Below are 18,322 nucleotides of genomic sequence, written 5' to 3'. Positions count from 1 at the left end.
ATGGCGGTCGGAACGGCTGGGTTGGGTCGGATGCGGAATGACCGGATGGGGTGGTTTCCCGCCGGTCTGCTTCCAGACGATGGACGCATCGAAGCGGACACCGCCGATCCGCCCGCTCACGGCCCATAGCAGGCCTTGGGAACGTTCGCTCTCAGGCTCTTGGTGAAGCAGGTTTGGACGACGGCAATAGGCCGAAAAGAGACCGTTTGCTCCAGGAAATCGTCGAGGCGAAACGATCATCCATGGGCGATGAGTTCGACTTCTCTTCGCTCATGTCACATCTGCCGACCCCGTCTCGTCTTTGTGGATGACGCGCGTTTCGTGATCCTGACGTGCCAGGTGCGCGCGCGTCCCGTGGAAGGGATGACGATGAATACTGTAGTACCTGCCAATGCCGGACGAACCGATCCGGGATACGCTGGCTCTTCGCGTGTACGAGGTGAGGAGTTGGTGCCATCGCGCTACATGGTGCGGGTCGGTGAGATCGATGTGCTGGTCGTCAGCGATGGAGTGCTGCCGCTCCCGACCAAGATGTTGGGACATAACGTCGATACGGCCGAAAGGGCGGCTTGGCTCAACGACATGTTCCTGCCGTCGGACGCGTTCGACTGGTCGCTGAACGTGGTTGTGGTCCGCAGTGGCGGCCAGACCATCCTCATCGACGCCGGCTTGGGGCTGGACCCGAACCTGAACCTGCCGCGGGCCGGACAACTGGTCAGGCGACTGGAAGCCGCTGGCATTGATCTCGCGGCTGTGACCGACGTGGTGCTCACCCACATGCATATGGACCATGTCGGCGGGCTCCTTGTCGACGGAGTGAAGGAGCGGCTGCGCTCGGATCTGCGGATCCACGTGGCGGCTGCCGAGGTCAAATTCTGGGAAGCGCCCGACTTCACGCAGGTCGACATGCCAGAGGGGTTTCCTGATGCGCTCAGAGCGGCCGCTAAGCGGTTCGCGCAGGAGTACCGCAACCAGTTGCAGCTGTTCGACGAAGAGCACGAGGTCGCCCCGGGCGTGATGGTCCAGCGCACCGGCGGCCACACGCCCGGGCACAGCGTGGTCCGCCTGTCATCCGGCGGCGATCGGCTGACATTCGCCGGCGATGCCGTGTTCACGGTCGGGTTCGAGCATCCCGACTGGCACAACGGCTTCGAACACGATCCCAAGGAGGCGGCTCGCGTTCGCGTTCGGCTTCTGCGGGAACTGGCGGCGACCGGCGAGCAGTTGATCGCCACGCACCTGCCGTTCCCGTCCGTCGGCCGGGTTGCGGTTGATGGCGACGCTTTTCGGTGGGTTCCCGTGTTCTGGGACTTCTGAGTGCACGGAGCCCGTGCTGGCCCGGTCGTCCGTTGAACCCGGGAGTTCGTGCACGGGTGCCTCATCGACAATCGTTCATCCTCGGGATCGATATCGGTCCTGAGGATGCGCTTCCGTGGGATCGTGCACCGTCCCGGCAGGTTTGAACCGGGAAGACGTTTTCCACGTTGCCCCGGTCCCGAGCATCCCACAAGGTCAAGCCGTCGCTAGGCTCAAGTCGGGCGCATTGATCTTCCACGTCAATGTCACACTGCGAGGGGCGCTCCTCGTCATGACCGCGACCGTCCCGACGGGACTGAAGTTGAGACGGAGCGTCACATGAAGATCGTCGTCATCGGCGGCACTGGGCTGATCGGCTCGCAGGTCGTCGCCAACCTGAGGAGCGCCAACCTGAGGAGCGCCGGCCACGAGGTGCTCGCGGCCTCGCCCAATACCGGAGTGAACGCTGTCACGGGCGAGGGCCTCGCAGATGCGTTGAAGGGCGCCAGCGTCGTCGTCGACGTCGCCAACGCGCCCTCCTTTGCCGACGACGCGGCGATGGACTTCTTTGTCCGCGCCGGACGGAACCTCGCGGCGGCAGAGAAGGCTGCGGGCGTCACGCACCACGTGGCGCTCTCGGTGGTCGGGACCGAGCTCCTGCTCGACAGCGGCTACTTCCGCGCGAAGCTTGCCCAAGAGGAACTGATCGCTTCGGCGGGCGTGCCCTGGACGCTGGTCCGCGCCACGCAGTTCTTCGAGTTCGTCGGCGCGATTGCGGGAGCGGCTATCATCGACGGCGTTGCCCGGGTGACCTCCGCCTCAATCCAGCCGATCGCATCGGCCGATGTAGCCGAGAAGGTCGCTGAGGCCGCGCTCGCACCACCTCGCAACGGCATGATCGAGATCGCCGGTCCTGAGCGGCTGCCGATGGTCGAGCTGGTGAAGCGCCAGTTCGACGGCATCGGCGAATCGCGTGAAGTCATCACGGACGACACCGCCCACTATTTTGGAGTGCTCCTCGAAGATCGCTGGTTGACACCCAATGGTGACGCTTGGCTGTCAAAGCGGCGCTACAGGGACTGGCTGGCTGCGCAACCGAAGCGCGTGGCCTGAGGTATGCTGCCGATGGATGCGGCCTACGTCTCGGCGCTTTCCGCGCTTGCGGGTTCCAGCATCGGCGCGATGGCCTCCTTCGCGACCACATGGCTGACGCAACACAGCCAGGAGCGCGCAACTCTGCTGGTGCAGGACCGCGCGCGACGGGAAGCCCTCTACGGCGAGTTCATTCGGGAGGCGTCGACCTTGTTCGGCGACGCCTTCCAGCATGACCTTAAAGATCCGGCCAAACTGGTGAACCTGTATGCCATCGTGAACAAGATCCGGCTCTTCGGCGGGCCGGAAACGCTCGAAGAGGCGGAGCGTGTCATGCAACGCATCGGCGAGACTTACTTCGCCCCGCATAAGAGTATCTCGTCCTTCGCGGACATCCACCACGCCGGCGACCTCGATCCACTCTGTACCTTTTCCAGGGTATGCCGCAGGGAGCTCGCAATCGCCCGGCGGTGAGACTCATTGGGGCATCTGCTCTCCCGCTGCCCCTCCGAACAGCCTTGCCATACGTTCGAGCTTGTCCGGGTTGCGTGTGAAGTAGATTCCGACGATCAGGCCGCCCTGGATATCGAGGGCCACGGTCTGGAGGGTCCCGCCCGGCTCCAGGCTGAAATAGCCCGGCAGGCCATCGATCCAGAGGTCCTGCAGCTTCTGGGCATGCTGGATCCACGACTTCCGCGCAGCTCCCTCAAACATACGCATGACCTTGTCGATGCCGATGATAGGCCGCGGGAATGCGTGTACCTTCCCGCCACCATCGGAATGCACGATGACGGCTTCCGCGAGCATGCTGCGAAGCTCCGCGACGTCGCCTGTCGCCGACGCCGCGAAGAAGGCTTTAGCGATGCGTGTCCCCTCCTCCCTGTCGACGGGGAAGCGCGGACGTGCCGACTGCACGTGCCTCCTCGCTCTGGCTGCGAGCTGACGGACAGCTGGCGGCTCACGCTGAAGTGTCGCCGCGATCTCCCCGAGCGGAACCGCGAAAACGTCGTGCAAGAGGAACGCGGCCCGCTCCAAAGGCGAGAGCCGCTCCAAGGCGAGCATCAGCGTAAGTGTCAGGTCATCGCCAGAGGCCTCGTCCGGAGCCATGGCGACGGGCTCGGGCAACCAAGTTCCAAAGTATGTCTCTCGCCGTGCGCGGGCGGACTTCATGATGTCCAGGCAGAGCCGCGTCACCGTGCGCGACAGGAAGGCACCGGCCGACGATACACCAGCATGGTCGACGTACTGCCAGCGAAGCCAGGCGTCCTGCACGACATCCTCGGCCTCGCCGAATGAACCGAGCATGCGGTATGCGAGCCGGACGAGCCGCGTCCGCTCCTGTTCGAAGATGAGGGTCGGATCATCAATGGTCGGCATGGCGAAACGACCAAACGCTGAGGGTGACCGCAATAAGCGCAGGAAGTGTCACCGCGGGGAAGTCGCGGGGCAGAACCTCCGGCCCGCAAATGCCCACTGCAACCTCCCAGAAATGGAACAGCGCATGCCCTGAGAGCCAGATCGCAGCCATGCTCCAAAGCAGAACACGCGAACCGGGCCTCGCCGCCCCGTAGAGAAATCCCGTACCGATCAGCACGAAGATCAGGCCGATATCGCGCAAGAAATGCTGATTGAATGGGCCTGTCGAGGTCACGCCTGGCACCGCGAAGTACCAAGTCTCAGGCGAGGCGAGCATGAAGATACCGTTGCCGGCTAGTCCTACGCCGAGCAGGCTAGCCAAAACTGGAATAAATTGGCTCATCGCACTCTCCCCTCGTGATCGGTCCACGAGGGTGACGACGCACGAAGGCCGGATGTGACATCGGTTGGAAAGAATCTCGAGGCTGTCGTCAAAGCCTCGGCCTTGCACAGCCCATCTCGCCAAACTCGTGTCGACTGCCGCTGACCGCTCGAACGTCCGATTTCAGCCCCACAGCGAGAAACCGCCTCTCACCCCGAGCCGAAGTTGGCGGACCGCTGACGAACGACCGCTTTGGAGAAGCGCCGACGACGGTCCGAGCGGCTGGATTGGGTCGCCAGCGGAACGTCCGCATATGCCAGCTCTCCGCACCTTCGGTTCGGGTCTCTTATCGCCTCGTCGGCATGGGCCGACGAGGAGATAGGCGATGGGACACTCAGCACACGATCCCGCCCCGAAAGGGCGACCGGCCTGGAACGCTGGCCGCAAACTCGGCGCCAAGCGCGCCCTCAAGCCTCAGCAGGTTTGGGCCATCCGGTTCTGGCTCGACCGCGAACGGCGCACACGCGACCGGGCTATGTTCGACCTCGCCATCGATAGCAAGCTGCGTGGCTGCGACATCGTCAAGCTCAAGATCAGCGATCTCGTCAGCGGTGGCCGCGTCCGCAGCCGGGCCATCGTCATCCAGCGCAAGACTGGCCGGCCGGTACAGTTCGAATTGCTCGAACCCGCACGAACCAGCATTCTGGCATGGCTGGAAGCCAGGAGTGGAACGCTCGACGACTATGCCTTCCCGAGCCGGCTCGACGGCGTCACGCACATCAGCACCCGGCAGTATGCACGCTTGGTCGATGAGTGGGTCACGGGCATCGGGTTGCGTAGCGAGGACTATGGCACCCACTCCCTCCGCCGCACGAAGGCGTCTCTGATCTACAAGCGGACCGGCAACCTGCGGGCGGTCCAGATCCTGCTCGGCCATACCAAGATCGAGAGCACGGTCAGGTACCTCGGTGTGGACGTCGAGGATGCTCTGATCCTGGCCGAAGGAACTGAGATTTGAGCGTCTGGCTCCTCGACGTCAGTGTCGAAGGGTTTCAGAACCAGCCCGACAGCAGTGCGCCCATACCCGCCGTTGAAGCGTGCTGCCTGCGTCGCGGCAAGCAGACAGTGTCGGCATCAACTTAAACTGTCGTTTTCCGTTATGAAGCGATCGATACTGGTGCCGGAGAACATTGTATGCCCTGAAAGTCGATGGTGCCATAGCACTGATGGGTAAGTTCGGAACGGAAATCAGCGATCCCGTAAGATCGTCGGAGCGACGACACGGCGTATTCTATGAGATCAGCCGGCCGGCCAGAAACTGGTTGTGCCGCCGGGATCATGCTAACCTGTAGGAATGTCTGAGGCTCTCGAGATCGCTCATGGCACGTTCGGTCGCGTGGCGCTCCTCGACATGGACCGGAGCCTTGTCCGGCACGCGCATCCGCACTGTCACGTTCTTCTAAAGGTTGAAGGGGACGACACCGAGTTCCTCGTCGGAGACCGTGTCGTCGCGCTGACCGACGAACAGGCCGTGCTCGTCAATGCCTGGGAAACGCACGCTTATCTCCATGATCCGCGCCGCGCCAAGGCGATGATCCTAGCCCTCTATATCGAGCCGGACTGGCTGAGGGCCTTCCGGCGCAATTGGGCGGCGAGCGGGGCGCCTGGCTTCTTTGGAAAGCCCTTGGGCGGCGTGACCCCGACGATCCGCCGCTTCGCGCACGACCTCGCTGCGGAGATGGTCTACGCGCCGCACTCCTCGCACATTCAGGATCAGTTGCTGTCGGGCCTGATGATCGCGGTAATCGAGCGGTTCACCGCGTGGCGTGAGGAGGCCGAGTCGCTCCGCGCCGCCGCCGGGCGCAACGCCAGCGATTGGCGCATCCGGCGGACTATCGCGCGAGTGCGCGCCGAGCCCGGTGCCACGTTGGGGATCGAGGCCCTGGCCCAAGAGGCGGGCCTTTCCCGAGCGCAATTCTATCGCCTGTTCGAGCAATCCACCGGAGCTCCGCCCCACGTCTTCCTCAACGCGATCCGCATCGAGCAGGCCGTCGAGTCGATCGTGGGCAGCGAGGAATCCCTGGCGGCGATCGGCACGCGCCTCGGCTTCGCCGCGCCTGCCCATTTCTCGCGCTTCTTCCGAGATCACGTCAGCGTGCCCCCGAGCGTATTCCGCAGCATCGTCCGGCGGAGCGGCCAACCCGCCGTCTGAAGCCAAAGGCCCTCCGCCACGTCGAAAATGAGACGTTTGGGTAAGTCGCGAGACGCCTCGGCATCGTGGCGCCCGCCCGGATCCGTCACTCTGCCCGCGACAAGGACCCCATCGAGAGGTCCGGCGGAGGAAGCGGCTTGGGCATCGTGTCAACGAGCTATGTCGGACGGTCCGTAGAGCGCGTCGAGGACGCCGCCCTGCTCTCCGGGCTCGGCCGCTACATCGACGATCTCGGCACGCGGCCCGGCACGCTGCACGCGTCGATCCTGCGCTCGCCCCACGCCCATGCGGACATCCTCGCCATCGACGTCCAGGCGGCCAAGGCGCTGCCCGGCGTCACCGCCGTGGTCACGGGCCGTGACCTTGATGCCGTCACCACCGGTCTCGTCCCGGCCCTGCGGGCGGCCGTCGATGCCCGCGCCATCGCAGTGGACCGGGTGCGCTATGTCGGCGAGCCGGTGGCTATCGTCGTCGCCCGCGACCGCTACCTCGCGGAGGACGGCTGCGACCTGATCGAGGTTCAGTACCGGGTCCGCCCGGCGGTGGTCGACCCGCTGGCGGCCCTCGCCCCCGACAGCGAGATGCTGCACGAGGGTGTCGGCGCGAATCTCGTGAGCGACCGGCGTTTCCGCTACGGTGACCCCGAGGTCGCCTTCACAGATAGCCCGCACAGCCTGTCCGTGACCGTGCGCTACCCGCGCAACACCGGCTCGCCGATGGAGACCTACGGCGTCGTCGCTTCCTACGACCCCACCGACGACTCCTACGACGTGCTCGCGAACTTCCAGGGGCCGTTCAGCATTCACGCGGTCGTGGCCCGGGCGCTCAAGGTGCCGGGCAACCGCCTGCGCCTGCGCACGCCCCCGGATTCCGGCGGCAGCTTTGGGGTGAAACAGGGCGTCGCCCCCTACGCGGTCCTGATCGCCGCCACGGCCCGCCTCGTGGGAGGGCCGGTGAAGTGGATCGAGGACCGGCTGGAGCACCTCTCGGCCTCCGTCTCCGCCACGAACCGGGTCACGACCCTCCGGGCCGCCTTCGAGGCGGACGGGCGCGTCACCGCTCTCGATTGGGATCAGGTCGAGGATTGCGGCGCCTACCTGCGGGCGCCCGAACCCGCCACGCTCTACCGGATGCACGGCAACCTCACCGGCGCCTACGCGATCCGCAACGTCGCCGTACGCAACCGGGTGGTGCTCACCAACAAGACCCCGACCGGCCTCGTGCGCGGCTTTGGCGGGCCGCAGGTCTACTATCCGCTCGAACGGCTGATGCAGCGAATCGCCGTGACACTGGGCCTCGATCCCTTCGCGGTGATCCGGGCAAACCTAATCCCGGCCGACGCCTTTCCCTACCGCACCGCGACAGGCGCTCTCTACGATTCCGGCGATTACCAGCGCGCCCTCGACGAAGCCGCCCGGGATGGCGGGCTCGTCGAGTTGAAGCGGCGACGGGACGCCGCCCGCGCCGAGGGCCGCCTCTATGGGATCGGCCTGACGGCGGCGGTCGAGCCCAGCGTCTCCAACATGGGCTACATCACCACCGTCCTGACGGCGGAGGAGCGCACCAAGGCCGGGCCGAAGAACGGCGCGCAATCGACCGCCACCATCACCCTCGATCCGGTCGGCTCGGTGACGGTGCAGGTCGCTTCGGTGCCGCAGGGCCAAGGGCACCGGACAGTGCTGGCCCAGGTGGTGGCCGACGTCCTCGGCCTCCCGATGGAGCAGGTCCGGGTCACGGCCGACCTCGACACCGCCAAGGACGCATGGTCCATTGCCTCCGGCAACTATGCGAGCCGCTTCGCCGCCGCCGTGGCGGGGGTCGCGCACCTCGCCGCCACCCGCCTGCGCGACAGGCTCGCGCGGATCGCGGCGGCGCAGCTGAACCTACGTCCAGAGGACCTGCTCTTCGCGGGTGGGCGCATCGCCTCGCGATTGAACCCGGATGCAGGCCTGCCCTTCGCGCGGGTGGCCGCCACGAGCCACTGGTCGCCGGGCCTCGTGCCCGAGGATCTCGGCGCGGTGATCCGCGAGACGGTGTTCTGGACGCCCCCGGAGCTGACCGCTCCGGACGCGGAGGACCATATCAATTCCTCCCTCTGCCACGGCTTCATCTTCGACATCTGCGGCCTGGAGATCGACCGGGTCACAGGGAAAATCACCATCGACCGCTACGTCTCGATGCACGATTGCGGGCGCGTACTGCACCCGGGCATGGTCGAGGGCCAGGTGCGCGGCGGCTTCGCGCAGGCGCTCGGCGCGGCGGTCTACGAGGAACTCGCCTACGGCGACGACGGCGCCTTCCTGTCCGGCACCTTCGCCGATTACCTCCTGCCCACCGCGACCGAGGTGCCGGACCTGCGCATCCTGCACGTCGAGAGCCCGTCTCCCTTCACGCCGCTCGGCGCGAAGGGGGTCGGTGAGGGAAACTGCATGTCGACGCCGGTCTGCCTCGCCAACGCGGTGGCCGACGCCCTCGACCTCGAGGCCATCGACTTGCCCCTGACGCCTGCCAAGCTCGCCGCCCTCGCGGCAGGGGGCGACGAGCCGGCGCCGCCGGCCGGTCGAGCCGCGAAGGCCGCCGCGAAGGCGGGCGACCGGACCCTGCGCGGCGACGGCGCGGCCACCGTCACTGCCCCGCCGGAGACGGTCTGGGCGATGCTCCTCGACCCGGACGTGCTCGCCTCCGTCATTCCCGGTTCGCATGGGGTGCGGAAGCTCTCCGACACAAGGTTCCAGGCCGACGTCACCCTCGGCGTCGGTCCGGTGAAGGGTCGCTACAAGGCCGAGGTGATCCTCTCCGATCTCGATGAGCCCCGGGCGGTGACGCTCACCGGAACGGTGACGGGCGGCCTCGGCAGCGGCGGCGGCACCGGCCGTCTGACCCTGGAGCCCGACGGCTCGGGGGGCACGCGGATTGCCTACGTCTACGAGGCGGCGGTGGGCGGCAAGGTCGCGGCGGTGGGCGGACGCCTCCTCGACGGGGCCGCGCGGGTGATCATCGGCGGGTTCTTCACGGCCCTCGCCCGGCGAGCCGGCGGGTCCGGCAAGCGCGGGCTCCGCCTCCGGGCCGCCCTGCGATGGCTCCTCGCGCGTCTGGGGGTGTCCGCATGAAACCCGCGCCCTTCGCCTATCTGCGCGCCACGTCCGTGGACGACGCCCTCGAAGCCCTGCGCCAGCACGGCCCCGAGGCCCGGATCATCGCGGGCGGCCAGTCCCTGATGCCGATGCTCAACATGCGGCTGACGAAGCCCGCCGTGCTCGTCGACGTGATGCGCATCCCCGCTCTCAAGGAGCCCCGCCTCGACAAGGGGGCCCTCGTCATCCCGGCGGGCGTGCGGCAGGCGATCCTGCTCGACCGGCCGGGGCTCGCCCGGGACCTGCCGCTGCTGGCCGCCGCCCTGCCATGGGTCGGGCACATCCAGACCCGGGCACGGGGGACACTGTGTGGCTCCGTCGCCCATGCCGACCCGAGCGCGGAGATTCCCCTCTGCCTCGTGGCGCTCCAGGGCGAGGTGCATCTGCGCAACCGGCGAAAGGTCCGGCGCGTCGCGGCGGAGACCTTCTTCGCTGGCATGATGGTCACTGACCGGGCCGACGACGAGATGATCGAGGCCATCGCCTATCCGCTGCGGCGGGAGGGCACCGGCACGGCCTTCGCTGAGATCGGGCGGCGACACGGCGACTACGCGATCGTCGCCTGCGCCGCCGTGGTGGACGGCACCCAGATGCGGCTCGCTGTCGGCGGCGTCGCCGACCGGCCCACAGCCCGCGACTTCCCCCACCTCGACGGCTCGGCGCTCGACGATGCCCTCAACGCCTTCGCCTGGGACCTCGGCGCGGGGGACGACCTCCACGCCACCGCCCGCTACCGCCGCGACCTCGTGCGCAGCCTCGGCCGCCGGGTGCTGGAACAAGCCGCCAAGGTCGCCCGCGGCGACACCCATCAGGAGGCCGTGCCATGCCACAGCTAGACGCGCAGGGCCGTCACACCGTCGCCTTCACCCTCAACGGGCGCGAGACCGCGGTCGAAGTCGAGACCCGCACCTTGCTGACCGACGCCCTGCGCCACGGGCTTGGGGCCACGGGCACGCATGTCGGCTGCGAGCACGGCGTCTGCGGCGCCTGCACAGTGTCCATCGAAGGCGTGCCCGCCCGGGCCTGCCTGACCCTCGCGGTGGGGGTCGAGGGCTGTGCCGTGCGGACCGTCGAGGGTCTGGCTCCGGAGCCCGGCCGCCTCGGGGTGCTGCAGGTGGCCTTCCGGCGGCGGCACGCCCTGCAATGCGGCTTCTGCACCGCCGGCATCCTGATGTCACTCGACGCCTATCTCGCGCTCCGGCCGAACCCGTCACGACGAGAGATCACGGAAGTAATTGGGGGCCATCTCTGCCGCTGTACCGGCTACGCGCCGATCATCGAGGCCGCCCTGGAGGCGGCTGCGGAACTCAGGGGCGACATCCCGGCCCCATCATCCCCGGAGGCCGCCCATGCTTGATCTCGGCACCAGCTTCCTCGCGAGCGTCTCCCGCGATCCCTGGGCCCTGGCCCTCGTCGACGGAAAGACCCGGCTGACCTACGCGGAGTGGTTCGGGGTCATTTCCGCGACCGTGGCCGGGCTCGACCGGCTCGGGCTGAAGCCCGGCGACCACCTCGTCACGGTCCTTCAGAACCGGCACGAGGCGGCGACCCTGCACTGGGCCTGCCAGTTCTTGGGAATCGTGATCACGCCAATCAACTGGCGGGCCAAGGCCGAGGAGATCGATTTCGCGATCGAGAACGCGGAAGCCTGCGCCATCGCCTACGAACCGGTCTCGGCCGCGAGCCTGCGTGAGAGCGCGGCATCGCAGCGGATCCCGCGCATTGCCGTCGGCACGCCACCCGGCCCCGGCGAGATAGCCTTCGCCGACCTTGCGGCCACCGAAGGCTCGCCGGCGACGCCCCGGGCCGACGCGGAGGCGATCTCGCTGATGCTCTACACCTCCGGCACGACCGCCAAGCCCAAGGGGGTCCCACGGCGACACCGGGCGGAGCGGGCGGCGGCCGTGGCCCACGTGGCGCAAAATCTCTACGGGCGCGGCGAGCGCACGCTCGGCGTGATGCCGCTCTATCACACGATGGGGGTGCGCTCGCTCCTCGCCATGTCGCTGATCGGTGGGACTTTCGTCTGCCTTCCCCGGTTCGATGTGGCGGGGGCGCTGCGGCTGATCGCGGCCGAGCGGATCACCAACCTCTACCTCGTGCCGACCCTCTACCACGACCTCGTGCACCACCGGGATTTCCAGGCGACCAACACGACCTCCGTGCGCAAGCTCGGCTTCGCCGGGGCACCGATGACGGACGGCCTGCTCGCCCGCCTGACCGAGGCGTTCCGGCCGGACCTCTTCGTCAATCATTACGGCTCGTCGGAGGTCTACACCTTCACAATCAACCACGAGGCGGCGGTTAAGCCCGGCTCGGCCGGGCGGGCGGGTCTCAACACCATGGTACGTGTCGTGTCCCTGGGGGGCGATCCTAACCAGACCGCCGCGCCGGGCGAGGAGGGCGAGATCGCCGTCATCGCCAAGGGCGACGAAGCCTTCGAGGGCTACTGGCATCGCCCCGAGGCCGACGCCAAGGCCTTCCGCGACGGCTGGTACTTCACTGGCGACACCGGCTTCGCCGACGCCGACGGCGACCTCTACGTCACCGGGCGGGTGGACGACATGATCATCACCGGAGGCGAGAACGTCTCGCCCGTCGAGATCGAGAGCCGCCTGTCCCTGCATCCGGCGGTGTCCGAAGTCGCCGTCGTCGGCCTGCCCGACGAGCGCTGGGGCCGGATCGTCGCGGCCTTCATCAAGCGGAGCGGCAGCACCGACGCGGCGGCGCTCGACGCCCATTGCCGGGCCGGCGGCCTGCCGAGTCACAAGCTGCCGCGCCGCTACGTCTTCGTGGACGAGATCCCGAAATCGCCGGTCGGCAAGCTGCTGCGCCGCCAACTCGTGGCCGGCGAGTACGTCCTGGAAGGCGGGGCCGAGCCCCATGCCGAAGGCCACGAGGCTGCCTGACGGTCCCGCCCCCACTCCGAATCACAAGCGAGAGACCAAACCCATGACGAGCGACACCCACACCATCGACCCGCGCCTGACGAACCTCGACGGGTTCCGCGTCGAGATCGACTCGGAGCGCGAGCGCGCCGACGTGATCCTGGCGCGGCCGCCCATGAACGTCATTGCGATGCCCCAGCGCGACGAGATCCGTAAGGTGTTCGAGGCGCTGGACGAGGATCCCCGCGTGCGGGTCATCGTCCTGCGGGCGGAGGGCGAACACTTCTCGTCGGGGGGCTACATCAAGGGCTTCCTCGACGCCTCGCCCGAGCACGTCTCGAAGCTCGCCTGGAACATGGCGGCGCCGGCCCGCTGCTCGAAGCCCGTCATCGCCGCCAACCGGGGCTACACGTTCGGCGTCGGCTTCGAGATCTCGCTGGCCTGCGACTTCCGCATCGTCTCCGAGACCTGCCGTTACGCCCTGCCCGAGCAGAAGCTCGGGCAGATTCCCGGCTCCGGCGGCTCGGCCCGTCTCCAGAAGATCGTCGGCATCACCCGGACCAAGGACATCGTGATGCGCTCCAAGCGCATCCCCGGACGGCAGGCCCTCGACTGGGGCATCGCCACCGAATGCGTGGCCGACGCGGACCTGGAGAAGGCCACCGACGCGCTGGTCGACGAATTGCGCGCCTTCTCCCCCATCGCCCAGCGCACCGCCAAGAAGCTCCTCAACGACACCGAGGATGCGAGCCTCTCCATCGCCATCGAGCTCGAAGGGCATTGCTACAGCCGCCTGCGGCAGGCCGATGACTTCCGCGAGGGCGTCGAAGCGTTCCACGCCAAGCGCGCGCCGCGCTTCACCGGCTCATAGCCCGGCCGCGCCGGGGGGCTGCATAGCGGCTCCCCCCATCCCGTGACCTTCACCGCATCGCTTCGATCCCGCCCAGGCGGGAAACGACGGCGCGCGCCCGAATGGCTCCCGTCCAGACCCAGCGCCCGAACCGGCCCCACCGCGGCAACGACCGCATCCCCCGGAGGAACCCCATGCAGACCGCCGCCACCTTCGCATCCGATCCCCCCGCCCTCGCCAGGCCCACCGGCCGGCAGACGGCGACGGCCGCCATGGCCTCGCTGTTCGGCTGGGGGCTCGATCTCTTCGACCTGTTCATTCTGCTCTACGTGGCGCCGGTCGTCGGCACCTTGTTCTTCCCGGCGGACAAGCCGATGCTATCGCTGGCCGGAGCCTATGCCTCCTTCGCGGTCACGCTGCTGATCCGGCCCCTCGGCTCCGCCCTGTTCGGCTCCTATGCGGACCGCTTCGGCCGCCGCCGCGCCCTCATGGTGGCGGTGATCGGCGTCGGCCTGTCGACGGCGGTCTTCGGCCTCCTGCCGACGGTCGGCCAGATCGGATGGCTCGCCACCGCGATCTTCCTGTTCTTCCGCCTCGTCCAGGGCGTCTTCGTCGGCGGTGTCGTCGCGGCATCCCACACGATCGGTACGGAATCTGTGCCGGAGCGGTGGCGGGGGCTGATGTCCGGGGCGGTCGGCAGCGGGGGCTCGGCCATCGGCGGCCTCCTGGCCTCCCTGGTCTTCTATCTCGTCTCGCTCATGGCGCCGGGCGAGGCCTTCGCCGACTGGGGCTGGCGGGTGATGTTCTTCTCGGGCCTACTGACCTCGGTGATCGGCCTGATCCTCTTCCGCAACCTCGAGGAATCCCCGATCTTCAAGGACCTGCAGGCCCGCAAGGCCGCGCTCCGGGAGGGTGCTCCGGCGAAGGCCTCGCCGATTCGCTCGCTGTTCTCGCCGTCCAACCGGGGAAGCTTCGCGGTCGCGACGCTCATCTCCTTCGGCGGCGGCGCGGCCTACTACCTCACGTCCGGCTACCTGCCGACCCTCCTCAAGCTCGTGAACGGCGTACCGAACGCCACTGCCTCGATGATCCTGATCGGCGCCAACGTGGCGGCGGCAATCGGCGCCTGCGGCATGGGCGAACTAAGCCAGCATATCGGGCGCAAGCGGTCGTTCTTGCTGATGGGAGTCATCCGCCTGTTCGCCTTTCCCGTTCTCTTCCTGACCATGGCGAACACGACGAGCCTCATGGGGGTCGCGGCCTGTGCCTTCCTTCTCTCGCTCATCGCCAACGCCAGCTACGCGCCGCTGTTGATCTTCCTCAACGAGAAGTTTCCGACGGCCGTGAGGGCCACCGGGACGGGCCTGACCTGGAACATCGGCTTTGCGCTCGGCGGCATGCTGCCGACGTTCGTCTCCCTCGTTGCCGACGGGCCGACGCAGATCCCGATGGTGCTGACGGTCGTGATGACCGGCGTCACGCTGGTCTACCTCGTCGGCGCCGTCATCACGCCGGAGACGCGGGGCAACCTCGACCGGGCGTGACGGCCCCTCGTGCAGGCGGAGCGACCTTCCGGGGCGAGCGTCCCGCTGGTCCTCCGCCTGCACGCCCCCGTCCGGTCAGTCCTTCCCTGTTCCAAGGAAAGGACGACAAGTGCTGGTCGAATCCCGGTGGGAGTGATGACATGGCTCGCCTGCAGTCCTCCGGCTTCTTCGATCTCGGCGATGGCCGGCTGGAATACCATTTCATCGGTCGACAGCCGGAGGTGGCCCCCACGCTAGTGTTGCTCCACGAAGGCCTCGGTTCGGCGATGCAATGGGGTGCCCTGCCCGAGACCCTCGCCCGAGCGACCGAGTGCGGTGTCCTGGCCGTCTCCCGCCAGGGCTATGGCGCATCGAGCCCGGTGCCCTTGCCTCGCCCGGCCGACTATCTGGAGCACGAGGCCCGCGCGGTCCTCCCGCGGATACTTGACGCGGCGGATGTCAGGAGCTGCGTGCTGATCGGCCATTCCGACGGCGCCTCAATTGCCGCGCTCGCCCTGGCGGAAGGCGGTGTCCGCCTGCGGGGCGGCGTGCTGATCGCGCCGCATTTCTTCGTGGAGGAGGTCACGCTGTCCGCGATCCGGCGAACCCGAGCCGCCTACGAGCGGGGGCTCTTGAAGACACGCCTCGGCCGCTGGCACGCCGATGTCGAAGGGACCTTCCGCGGCTGGAACGACGCTTGGCTCGATCCGGGCCGGCGTGGATGGACGATTGAGGCTGCGCTGACACGCCTGACCGTCCCCGTGACACTCATCCAGGGAACCGAGGACGCCTACGGGACACGAGCCCAGATCGCTGCAGCCCGCAGATCTTGTCCGCCCGGCCTGCTCACCGTCCGTGAATTGCCACACGTCGGACATGAACCACATCGCGAAGCTTTCGCAGGTACGATCGACCTCATCTCGGCCTTCATCAGGCATATCCTGAAAGACGAAGGAGGCCAAAGAGAACTACAATCCTGATGGCGCTATGATGAGTGAGGCGGCTGTCTTCGATAACAGAAGCACATCTTCAGTTCGCGATTTTGCGAGAGGCCGAAACGCCATGTCTGCTATCTGCTCCCCCAACTTCCGCAAACCGCCCTTCCGCTTACGGCCATCCTCGGCCGCCGCCAACCGCCCTGGGCGAACGTCTCGGGTGCTTCCTGCCAGTCCGCTTCCGAGCAGTTCACGCATCGAAGCAGAAGTTGCCGCTCCGCGCGACTCACCCTTTAGAGCCGGTCCCGGGCTGATTGCGACGGATTAGCGGGTGGCGGGTTGACGGGTGAAGGAGCATGCTGATGCCTTCACCTCTGTCCGTCGACTTACGCGAGCGTGTCGTGGCTGCCGTGGCGGCAGGTGCCTCGTGCCACCGAGCCGCGGCTCGCTTTGGGGTCAGTGTCTCGAGCGCCAGCCGCTGGTCGCAGCGCTCACACCAAGAGGGCCATGTCGCGCCCAAGCCGATGGGCGGTGATCACACCTCGAAGCGCATCGAGGCGCATGCTGGGCTGATCCTGATGACTTCCGAGCAGGAGCCTCGCCTCTTCTTACGCGAGCTGCGCGACCGGTTGGCTGAGCAGGGCGTCCAGACCAGCACGAGCGGCCTGTCGCGCTTCTTTGCCCGCCACGGGATCAGCTGGAAAAGGGGCGACGTACGCAGCTGAGCAGGAGCGTGCCGACGTAAGAGCGGCCCGCGAGGCGTGGTTCGAGGCACAGCCCGAGCTCGACCCGGACCGGCTGGTGTTCCTGGACGAGACGGCGGCGGCCACCAACATGGCGCGGCGCTATGGTTGGGCACCACGCGGCGAGCGCTGCCGGCTCGCAGCCCCGCAGGGTCACTACAAAACCACTACCGTCACCGCTGCCCTGCGCACCAGCGGGCTGTGCGCGACCGCGCTGCTGGACGGTCCTACGAACGGCAGGCGCTTCTGCAGCTACGTCACCGAGACCCTGATCCCGGTGCTGCACCCGGGCGACATCGTCGTCATGGACAACCTGCCAGCCCACAAGGTCGCTGGCGTGCGTGAGGCGATCGAGGCCGCAGGAGCGCGGCTGCTCTACCTCCCGTCATACAGCCCTGATTTCAACCCGATTGAGCAGGCCTTCGCAAAGCTGAAGGCGCTGTTGCGCAGCGCGGCCGCTCGCACGATCCCGGATCTCTGGCCGGCGATCCGCCAGGCCTTCACGCGCTTCACTCCGCAGGAGTGCCGCAACTACCTCGCCGCAGCTGGCTACGAGGACGACTTGGCTGTCGCTACCTGACCGGGAACGGCTCTAGCAACCCGTTCTTGCCATCTTCCAAATCCAGACATAGGATCTCTACCTGGCCTCAGGATAGGCCAACGGTCCGCGTGAAGGGCGTAGCCCATTCGGCATCCTTGATCATACCTGACTTCCTGCCCAGCAACGCGGACGATGGGCGCTGAGGAAGGAAGGAATCTATGGTCGAGGCCATCCTGTCGCACGCCGCTCAGACGCGTGCTCTCCCGGATCGTCCGAACCTTGAGCATCTTCGCAACGAAGCGAAGGCGCGGCTCAAGACGCTTCGTGTGTCTGATCCGGCCGCACAGTTGTCGGCAGCCCAGAAGGAAATTGCCCGCAAATACGGATTCGCTAGTTGGCGTCGATTGCGTGCAGAGGTGAGGAACTGACCAGCAGGATCGGCGCGGAAAGCGACGCAGATAAGGTTGAACGCCTGAAAGCGGAACAGGCGCTCCCCCGCAAAGTGGTGGCCATCGATCCAGCAGCGCTGGATCAGTTCGTAGGCTTCTATCAACTGGCCCCGACCAAAATCTTCACCATCGATCGTGACGAAGGAGGTTTGATTTCCAGGCTCACGGACCAGATGTTTTTCTCCATTCTCGCGGAAAGCTCGTCAAAGTTTTTCTATAGAAATTCGCATATTAAGGCGCAGCTCAGCTTCGTGAAAGATGACAGCGGCGCAGTGACTGCATTGATACTTCATCAAAACGGCAAGGAGCAAACTGCGCCGCGCATCAGCAAGGAAAAGGCGGATGCTGTTGAGGAGTCCATCAAATCGCGGAAGGCCGCGAACAAACCGAAACCCGGCAGCGAGCATGCACTTCGTCGCATGATCAAAGCAACACAGCTCGGGGTTCCCGAACCCGACCTAATGTCTCCAAATTTGGCGCAAGCCTTTGAGAAGCAGCTTATCGATAATAAGCGAGTCCTAGAATGGTGGGGCGAGCTGCAATCGATCAAATTTATTGGCGTCTCAATGGCTGATGACTGCGACGTATACGGCGTCAAATTCGAGCAAGCGGAAACAGAATGGCGGCTTAGCTTGAATGATATGTCAAGGATTGAAACCGCAAGTTTTCGCATAGTGCCCTGACAACTTATGTCTGCATGGCTGCTTGAACGGTGGGAGGAGCCTGCTGTCGAGGCGGAGCAGCGGTCTGCCAGCCGGCGGAGCAAAAGATTAGTGACCTTGTCACGACCACGTGGGTGGCTTGCCGGCGGGATAGTCACCCTCCACCTGCCTCGACAACGCTTGAAACTCGCCAACAAGGGCTAACCGCTTTCACGATAGTGGAGCGCATGCGGTTCTAGCTCAAAGACGTTCCGCTTAT

The 18,322-nt window shown here is 66.6% G+C and carries 17 protein-coding genes; 15 read left to right on the top strand and 2 right to left on the bottom strand.

Features of this window, described 5'->3' with window-relative positions; all coding sequences use genetic code 11:
- The first annotated feature begins 363 nt into the window (after positions 1–363).
- The 3 genes from LOK46_RS21600 (at position 364) to LOK46_RS21590 (ending at position 2,862) form a co-directional block, all read left to right on the top strand.
- The gene (locus LOK46_RS21600; protein WP_443192904.1) at positions 364–1,317 is read left to right on the top strand and encodes an MBL fold metallo-hydrolase; all 954 of its coding nucleotides are present in this window, start codon (positions 364–366) and stop codon (positions 1,315–1,317) included.
- A gap of 318 nt (positions 1,318–1,635) precedes the next feature.
- Positions 1,636–2,409 (top strand): SDR family oxidoreductase, encoded by a 774-nt coding sequence (locus LOK46_RS21595; protein WP_273560461.1) that lies wholly within the window; start codon positions 1,636–1,638, stop codon positions 2,407–2,409.
- A 12-nt stretch (positions 2,410–2,421) separates the two neighbouring features.
- Positions 2,422–2,862 carry a hypothetical protein gene (locus tag LOK46_RS21590; RefSeq protein WP_273560460.1) on the top strand — a complete coding sequence of 147 codons (441 nt, stop codon included), beginning with the start codon at positions 2,422–2,424 and terminating at the stop codon, positions 2,860–2,862.
- Between the two features lie 3 nt (positions 2,863–2,865).
- Here the strand turns inward: LOK46_RS21590 and LOK46_RS21585 are convergent, their stop codons facing one another.
- Both LOK46_RS21585 and LOK46_RS21580 read right to left on the bottom strand, forming a co-directional pair.
- Entirely contained in the window at positions 2,866–3,765 is a 900-nt protein-coding gene (locus tag LOK46_RS21585; protein ID WP_273560459.1) for a sigma-70 family RNA polymerase sigma factor, read from the bottom strand.
- Positions 3,752–4,147, bottom strand: coding sequence for a hypothetical protein (locus tag LOK46_RS21580; protein WP_273560458.1), 396 nt, complete (start codon positions 4,145–4,147; stop codon positions 3,752–3,754). The genes LOK46_RS21585 and LOK46_RS21580 overlap by 14 nt, the downstream gene beginning before the upstream one ends.
- Positions 4,148–4,511: 364 nt before the next feature.
- Between LOK46_RS21580 and LOK46_RS21575 the strand changes: the two genes are divergently transcribed.
- From LOK46_RS21575 to LOK46_RS21520, 12 genes are all read left to right on the top strand, one after another.
- Entirely contained in the window at positions 4,512–5,144 is a 633-nt protein-coding gene (locus LOK46_RS21575; protein WP_273560457.1) for a tyrosine-type recombinase/integrase, read from the top strand.
- 336 nt (positions 5,145–5,480) lie between these two features.
- Positions 5,481–6,338, top strand: coding sequence for a helix-turn-helix domain-containing protein (locus tag LOK46_RS21570; protein ID WP_273560456.1), 858 nt, complete (start codon positions 5,481–5,483; stop codon positions 6,336–6,338).
- Positions 6,339–6,475: 137 nt separating this feature from the next.
- On the top strand, positions 6,476–9,448 hold the full coding sequence (locus LOK46_RS21565) for a xanthine dehydrogenase family protein molybdopterin-binding subunit (protein WP_273560455.1): 2,973 nt from the start codon (positions 6,476–6,478) through the stop codon (positions 9,446–9,448).
- Positions 9,445–10,308, top strand: a complete 864-nt coding sequence (locus LOK46_RS21560; protein WP_273560454.1) for an FAD binding domain-containing protein — start codon at positions 9,445–9,447, stop codon at positions 10,306–10,308. The genes LOK46_RS21565 and LOK46_RS21560 overlap by 4 nt, the downstream gene beginning before the upstream one ends.
- Positions 10,296–10,829 (top strand): (2Fe-2S)-binding protein, encoded by a 534-nt coding sequence (locus LOK46_RS21555; RefSeq protein WP_273560453.1) that lies wholly within the window; start codon positions 10,296–10,298, stop codon positions 10,827–10,829. The genes LOK46_RS21560 and LOK46_RS21555 overlap by 13 nt, the downstream gene beginning before the upstream one ends.
- Positions 10,822–12,381: an AMP-binding protein gene (locus LOK46_RS21550; RefSeq protein ID WP_273560452.1), complete on the top strand. Its 1,560-nt coding sequence runs from the start codon at positions 10,822–10,824 to the stop codon at positions 12,379–12,381. The genes LOK46_RS21555 and LOK46_RS21550 overlap by 8 nt, the downstream gene beginning before the upstream one ends.
- Before the next feature lie 43 nt (positions 12,382–12,424).
- Positions 12,425–13,231 carry an enoyl-CoA hydratase/isomerase family protein gene (locus LOK46_RS21545; protein ID WP_020096249.1) on the top strand — a complete coding sequence of 269 codons (807 nt, stop codon included), beginning with the start codon at positions 12,425–12,427 and terminating at the stop codon, positions 13,229–13,231.
- A 173-nt stretch (positions 13,232–13,404) separates the two neighbouring features.
- Entirely contained in the window at positions 13,405–14,754 is a 1,350-nt protein-coding gene (locus LOK46_RS21540; protein ID WP_273560451.1) for an MFS transporter, read from the top strand.
- Positions 14,755–14,894: 140 nt separating this feature from the next.
- Entirely contained in the window at positions 14,895–15,713 is an 819-nt protein-coding gene (locus tag LOK46_RS21535) for an alpha/beta fold hydrolase (protein WP_273560450.1), read from the top strand.
- A 317-nt stretch (positions 15,714–16,030) separates the two neighbouring features.
- Positions 16,031–16,991 (top strand): IS630 family transposase gene (locus LOK46_RS21530; protein WP_273560449.1). Its coding sequence is split into 2 segments (ribosomal slippage): positions 16,031–16,371 and positions 16,370–16,991, totalling 963 coding nucleotides; the frame shifts between segments, so codons are not numbered across the junction.
- A 179-nt stretch (positions 16,992–17,170) separates the two neighbouring features.
- A complete protein-coding gene (locus LOK46_RS21525; RefSeq protein ID WP_273560448.1) occupies positions 17,171–17,380 on the top strand; it encodes a hypothetical protein in 210 nt (69 codons plus the stop codon).
- The gene (locus LOK46_RS21520; RefSeq protein WP_273560447.1) at positions 17,347–18,084 is read left to right on the top strand and encodes a DUF3471 domain-containing protein; all 738 of its coding nucleotides are present in this window, start codon (positions 17,347–17,349) and stop codon (positions 18,082–18,084) included. Before LOK46_RS21525 ends, LOK46_RS21520 begins: the two co-directional genes overlap by 34 nt.
- Positions 18,085–18,322 lie beyond the last annotated feature (238 nt).

Source organism: Methylobacterium sp. NMS14P (genome assembly GCF_028583545.1).
Taxonomy (GTDB): domain Bacteria; phylum Pseudomonadota; class Alphaproteobacteria; order Rhizobiales; family Beijerinckiaceae; genus Methylobacterium.
Note: the sequence above shows the minus strand (reverse complement) of the source record. Positions and strands in the feature narration are given on the sequence as shown.